Origin of the sequence: Acinetobacter lwoffii (assembly GCF_024129735.1) — a bacterium.
Classification (GTDB): Bacteria; Pseudomonadota; Gammaproteobacteria; order Pseudomonadales; family Moraxellaceae; genus Acinetobacter; species Acinetobacter lwoffii_H.
This window is the reverse complement of record NZ_JAMXXK010000084.1, coordinates 1-6,348: the sequence shown is the minus strand read 5'-3', so window position 1 is coordinate 6,348 and position 6,348 is coordinate 1. Positions and strand designations below refer to the sequence as shown.

6 protein-coding genes and 1 tRNA gene are annotated in these 6,348 nt (G+C 41.4%); 4 read left to right on the top strand and 3 right to left on the bottom strand.

Annotation, left to right across the window (positions count from 1 at the left end):
* Window positions 1-133 precede the first annotated feature (133 nt).
* A complete protein-coding gene (htpX, locus tag NI469_RS15340) occupies window positions 134-1,039 on the bottom strand; it encodes a protease HtpX (protein ID WP_004280540.1) in 906 nt (301 codons plus the stop codon).
* 176 nt (window positions 1,040-1,215) lie between these two features.
* A complete protein-coding gene (locus tag NI469_RS15335) occupies window positions 1,216-2,088 on the bottom strand; it encodes a lytic transglycosylase domain-containing protein (RefSeq protein ID WP_219308758.1) in 873 nt (290 codons plus the stop codon).
* Between the two features lie 499 nt (window positions 2,089-2,587).
* On the opposite strand from NI469_RS15335, the gene ttcA reads away from it, so the two are divergent.
* Together ttcA and NI469_RS15325 are read left to right on the top strand one after the other, a co-directional pair.
* Window positions 2,588-3,514 carry a tRNA 2-thiocytidine(32) synthetase TtcA gene (gene ttcA / locus NI469_RS15330; protein ID WP_004280538.1) on the top strand — a complete coding sequence of 309 codons (927 nt, stop codon included), beginning with the start codon at window positions 2,588-2,590 and terminating at the stop codon, window positions 3,512-3,514.
* 206 nt (window positions 3,515-3,720) lie between these two features.
* Window positions 3,721-4,107, top strand: a complete 387-nt coding sequence (locus tag NI469_RS15325) for an SCP2 sterol-binding domain-containing protein (protein WP_004280536.1) — start codon at window positions 3,721-3,723, stop codon at window positions 4,105-4,107.
* A gap of 93 nt (window positions 4,108-4,200) precedes the next feature.
* Here the strand turns inward: NI469_RS15325 and NI469_RS15320 are convergent, their stop codons facing one another.
* Window positions 4,201-5,316 carry an MltF family protein gene (locus NI469_RS15320; protein WP_005247689.1) on the bottom strand — a complete coding sequence of 372 codons (1,116 nt, stop codon included), beginning with the start codon at window positions 5,314-5,316 and terminating at the stop codon, window positions 4,201-4,203.
* 362 nt (window positions 5,317-5,678) lie between these two features.
* Between NI469_RS15320 and greB the strand changes: the two genes are divergently transcribed.
* Window positions 5,679-6,173 carry a transcription elongation factor GreB gene (greB, locus tag NI469_RS15315; protein WP_004645740.1) on the top strand — a complete coding sequence of 165 codons (495 nt, stop codon included), beginning with the start codon at window positions 5,679-5,681 and terminating at the stop codon, window positions 6,171-6,173.
* A gap of 88 nt (window positions 6,174-6,261) precedes the next feature.
* Window positions 6,262-6,348: transfer RNA gene (locus NI469_RS15310), tRNA-Ser, on the top strand.

Below are 6,348 nucleotides of genomic sequence, written 5' to 3'. Positions count from 1 at the left end.
AGATTCTGAGATAAATTCATAAAAAAAGAGCGTATTTACATACGCTCTTTTTACAGCATTTTAACTTTTTTTGCTTAACTGACTGGCATTACTGCAATTGCAGGCTTTTTTTGAATCAAAAATAAAGTTTTACTTAAGCACAATCAAGTTGTTGCAATGCAGCGACACGTTGTTCGATGCTTGGATGCGTCTGGAACAATGCAGCAAGGCTAAAGCCTTCTTCTTTACCCGCAGAAATCGCAAATGCTTTCATTTCTTTCGGCATGGCATCTGGCATTTCAGATTCTGCCTGTAAGCGCAGTAATGCTGAAATCATGGCTTGTTTACCTGCCAGACGTGCACCTGCTTCATCAGCACGGTATTCACGGTGACGAGAGAACCACATCACAATCGACGATGCCAAGATACCGAACACGATATCCAGCACAATAGTAATCACGAAATAGGCAATACCCGGGGCTTCACCTTCTTCACGACCAAAGACATTGCGGTCAATAAAATCGCCCGCGACACGTGCGAAGAACATCACGAAGGCGTTCACAACACCTTGGATCAGTGCCAGAGTGACCATGTCACCATTGGCGACGTGACCAATCTCATGCGCCAATACTGCACGAAGTTCGTCTTTGTTCATACGCTCAAGCAAGCCGGTTGATACCGCAACGAGAGCATCGTTTTTGTTCCAGCCAGTGGCAAAGGCATTCGACTGGTAAGAGGGGAAAATACCCACTTCCGGCATTTTAATGCCTGCACGCTGAGAAAGTTGTGCAACTTCTTGGAGCAACCAGGCTTCAGCTTGGTTACGAGGTGCATTCGGGTCAATCAGTTCAGTACCCGTGGTCTTTTTCGCCATCCATTTAGACATGAACAGGGAAATCATTGAGCCGACCATACCGAACACAAAACAGATGACCAACAGGTTGCCTAGATTCAAGCCACCTGCGCCATGGTAACTACCGACACCGAAGAGTGACAAGATAATGCCAGCTACAACCAGTACCGCGAGGTTGGTTAGCAAGAACAAACCAATCCGCATCATTGAGAAATCCTCTTATTACAGAAAAATAATCTGATTATTAAATGTAAATCATTGAAATCAATATGCGGTGAAATGGAGAAGAATTCAAGGAAAAAATAGCATTTGGCTACAAAAAACACAGGATATTTTTTGTACTAATTAAAACATAGGTCTTTAAAAACAAAGCTGTTTAGAAATTATTCACTCAAATATATTTTTGCAGATGCTGACGCATTGGCGGTGGCATATGAGCCTGCCGGTGCATCGGTGAAACTGCCATCCGCTTGAGCAATGATCTGACGCTGATACTTGGCAGCCTGAATATTGGAAGCTGTGGTGGTTCCAGTCGAATAATTGTCAGAACTGGCAATCACACGGCCAGTATCAGAAGATGCTGTATAGGCAGCACTATGATTACCTAGACCTTGAGCATATAGGTTCTGATAACGGCTGCTGACACGACGGACATAGTCCTGAGTTTCACGAAACGGTGGTACGCCCTTATATTTGGCAACATTACCTTCACCGGCATTATAGCCGGCCAGTGCCAAGGTGGTATTGCCATTAAAACGTTTCAATAACCAGGCCAGATATTTGGCACCTGCCATAATATTCTGCTGCGGGTCATAAGCATTGCTGACATTAAAACGACGGGCAGTCGCGGGCATGAGTTGCATTAAGCCCTGTGCACCGACTGGAGAACGTGCCTGCACATTAAAACCGGATTCGGTATGCATCACGGCTTTAATCAAGCCTTCAGATACACCATAGGTTTGTGCTGCCTGACGGATGATCGAGTCATAGGCATTTTTATTTTTACTATAACTTGGCAATACCGAAGCTTCACTTGAACCCCAGTTGCTATAACTGTGAATATTGCTGTCTGGATAATAGGTTTTCTTTTCTACCTGTAGATGGTTATAGCGACTTTTCTTATTGGTCAATAAAGTACTGCCATTACTGTCACGTAATTGATAGATCGTTTGACCGGCATAAGCAAAATGACAACAGCTTGCTAATAGCAAACCACTGATCCCATAACGCCCCAAAACATACACATTTATTTTCATTGTTTATATTAAGTAAACACAAGCGAGAAAAATTCAATAAAGAGTTTAACAAAAAATTACGGAATGAAAAGACTTGTGCGCTGCATTTATAAACGAGTTTGTAAATGCAAGTCATTTTTTACATTTTAGCAGTAGAAAAAAAAATATGATTTAATTTAAAACCTTAGGCTTGACAGGTTTAACTAATTGATTTTTATAAATAATTAAATTGATCAAAAAATGATCAATTCAAAGAAAAGCCTTATCTTTTGAGCCGGACAAGTTGTCAAGTCTGTTTCAATCCACAAAGTTATCCACAGCTTTTGTGGACAACTGTGGAAAAGTCCAAAAGATAAGCATCTTGACTAAAAAATGAACGCAATCGTTCAATATATCAATCTAAATAAAACATGAAAATGAAACTAATAAGACATTTTCATGAAAATAAATTCTTTTGATGCGATAGCGGTCTGAATCGGCTAAAATTGCGCGGTATTTTTTTTATGGGTTAATCTCGTCTATGTACTCGCCAGTTGAGTCCGAACAAGGATTTAATTTCAAACCTGAACTGCCAACAAGCTCAGCCTACTACCGTTTGTTGAAGAAGCTTCGCCGCCAGGTCGGACATGCCATTCGTGACTTCAAGATGATTGAAGAAGGCGATAAGGTCATGGTGTGTATTTCTGGTGGTAAAGACAGTTATACCCTGTTGGATATCCTGCTACAGTTCAAGCGCATCGCACCGATCAATTTCGATGTAGTGGCTGTGAATCTGGATCAGAAACAGCCAGGCTTCCCTGAAGATGTTCTACCGCGTTATTTAGAAGAAAATAATATTCCGTATTACATTCTGGAAAAAGACACCTACAGCATTACCAAAAAACTGACGCCAGAAGGCAAAACCTATTGTGCAGTCTGTTCGCGTTTGCGTCGTGGTTCTTTATACGGTTTTGCGCAGGAAATTGGCGCGACCAAAGTTGCTTTAGGCCATCATCGTGATGATATCTTGGCGACTTTCTTCCTGAACCTGTTCCATGGCGGCAGCTTGAAAGCTATGCCACCAAAACTGTTGTCTTCAGACAAAAAGAACATTCTGATTCGCCCACTGGCCTATGTGGAAGAAAAAGACATCATCAAATATGCAGAAATGCGTCAATTTCCAATTATTCCATGTAATTTATGTGGCTCTCAGGACAACCTGCAGCGCGCAATTATCAATGACATGTTACGTGATTGGGATAAAGCACATCCAAAACGTCTGCACAGCATTTTTGGCGCATTGCAAAATGTTTCGCCATCGCAGCTGGTCGATCGTGAATTATTTGATTTTGAAGTGCTGGACAGCCAGCGTGAATTCGACTTCAAAGGCGGTGATTCAACTGAAGAAGCTGTGGAAGGCGAGAACCGTCGGATCAATATGGTCAATCTGGGCTTTGCTGCAGACTAATTTTAGAACGTGTAGACATCAGCCTGCGGGTTGATGTCTGCTTATAAACATAAATAAAAATAGAACTACAAAAATTGAACGGCGCGTACAAAATTCGTTAGCCTTTGCGCTAATGATCATGATATAACAAAGCACAAGCATAATAGCTTCAACATGATGTCGTCTGGATAGTCGACACAAATGAACAAATAATTTGAGGAAAGATCATGCCTGCTTTTTTAACTGATGATTGGTTTTCAACTGTAGAAACTCTAACTGCGCAAGCTGGCGATTTGAATTTGCCACCAGCTTTGGCGAACCTTGCGATTAATTTGGTTGTAGCGGACACTACAGGTAATACTGAACTATCTTTAGATGGTGGGGCAATCAAAAAAGGTTTGTCTTCAAATGCCAAAACTACGCTGAATATGGATGGCGAAACTCTACGTAAAGTTTTTCTAGAGTTTGATATGGCTGCTGCGATGCAGGCCTTCATGACAGGTAAAATCAAAGTACAGGGTGATATGTCACAATTGATGGCACTTCAAACTGCAAAACCAAGTCAGGAACAAAAAGATTTGTTCAAGAAAGTACTTGAAAATACCACGGCTTAATTCTGCTAAGACATTCGCCCAAATAAAGACCAAAAAAGCTTACCCTGAGGTAAGCTTTTTTTATGGCATTTTGATTAACGCTAAGATTTCAGCTTAGATATTCACCAATTGCGGTGTAGTCTTGATATGCTCCAGATAAGCACGAATACGGGTTACATATTGCACCGCTTGACGGTAACGACCATTATTGGCCTTATTCTGATCCAGATAGGCATATAAGTTCACCCAGTTATTCGGGTTCTTGCCTTGCGACTGAATGCGCTTTTGCAACTGATTCACTGCACCTGGACCCATATTATACGCTACCAGTGCAAACCAGTTCCGATCTGGAAAAGGAATATGCTCATAGCGACTAAGCATTTGATCATAATACTTGGCACCACCCTGAATACTTTGAGCAGGATCGGTACGGTTACTCACGCCCATGGCTTTTGCTGTACTGTTGGTCAGCATCATCAAACCACGCACACCCGTCGGAGAAACTGAATTCGGTTTCAGATAAGATTCCTGATAACCAATGGCCGCCAGTAAATGCCAATCCAGATCATATTGCTGAGCGGTCTGTTTAAAGCTCGCTTCATAGATCGGCAGGCGATTGTTCAAATCACGTTGAATAGTGGTCCAAGATTCCTCTTTCACGACATTCTGATTATAAAATGAAGCAAGCTGCTTAATGGCACCACTTTGTTTGCCTTTGCAGACAAAAGCACTGGCCGTCTGGCTCAAAGGATCTGTAGCAGATTTAAACACCAGATTTAAATTGGTATTCAAGCCATTACTCGACAGAATTGATTCATCGCCACAAGTGGCCGAGAACGACGTCAAACGCTTGTTTTCAATGGTGCGTATATCGGTAGTTGTCATGGCCAGATTGGCTTTACCCTGAGCAACCCATTGTAGTGCCGTATTATTATCAGGGACGATTTTAAAATCGAGCTTTACATTCAGATTGTTAGCATAGTTACGAACCAGATCATAACCGAAGCCATGTAGATGTTGTCCATCCTGAAATACGGTGGTCGGATTTTCAACCGCAACCACGGTCAACTTATTGCTATTGACCACATGATCAAACTGAAGTGTGGTCTTACTTGCATTGATACTGTGTAGGGGAATAAATGCAGTGCTCAGTACAAGTGCTTTCAAAGGGAGAGAAGAAATTACAGATCTTAGGCAAAGCCTCGACCCAGTGGATGAACTACTGTGCATGTTGTCTCCGCTACAAGTAATTTATGCCCTAAAAATCACAGCCAACAAAGCCAGAAATTTTAACAGTTTGATAAATTCAATAAGGGTTGGGCAGTCATGACGTCATTCAAAATGACAAGAGATTTAAAGATAATTATGTAGAAAAACTACATAGATTAAAAAGTAAGCATTTCCGGAAGTTGGTGGCATATTAATGATCTAAAAAACGATTGTCAAATTTTGTACACAAATTATTTTTAAAAATAATTTTAAGATATTGAAATGTAAAGTTAATTTTTTTGGAATTTTGCCATTGTGTTAAAATGGTAAATAAAATAAGCTGTTTGTAAGTTAAAACACTGAAAATATGATCAGCAAGACGTATGAAATCCAACTTAATCACCCGTGCTGGACACGATAAATTGGTGGCAGAACTTAAGAATCTCTGGCATGAAGAGCGTCCTGAAATTACCAAAAAAGTGAACTGGGCCGCCAGTCTCGGCGACCGTTCTGAAAACGCAGACTACCAATATAACAAGCAAATTTTGCGTAAAATTGATCGACGGGTCAGGTATCTCGGCAAGCGCCTCGAAGAGCTGAAAATTATAGATTTTTCCCCGGAGCAAGAGGGCAAGGTCTATTTTGGTGCCTGGGTGGACATTGAAAATGAAGAAGGTGAACAAAAAACTTTACGTATTGTCGGTGTAGATGAAATTTATGATCATCATCCGCAGCATATTTCGATCAGTTCACCGATGGCACGCGCGTTATTAGGCAAGCAGGTCGATGATGAGGCCGAGGTATTGACCCCCTCCGGCAAGAAACTTTGGTTCATCAACTCAATTCGTTATGAAAAGCCAGAAAATTCAGCAGATTAATATAATTGATTTTATTTTGTGCAGTTGATGCAGTGAAAGCATAAAAATATTTGCCAAGCGTGATTTTTGTTTATATGATGTCGGCCATGGAAGCGTGGCAGAGCGGTTTAATGCACCGGTCTTGAAAACCGACGAGGGTGTGAGTCCTCCGTGAGTTCGAATCTCACCGCTTCCG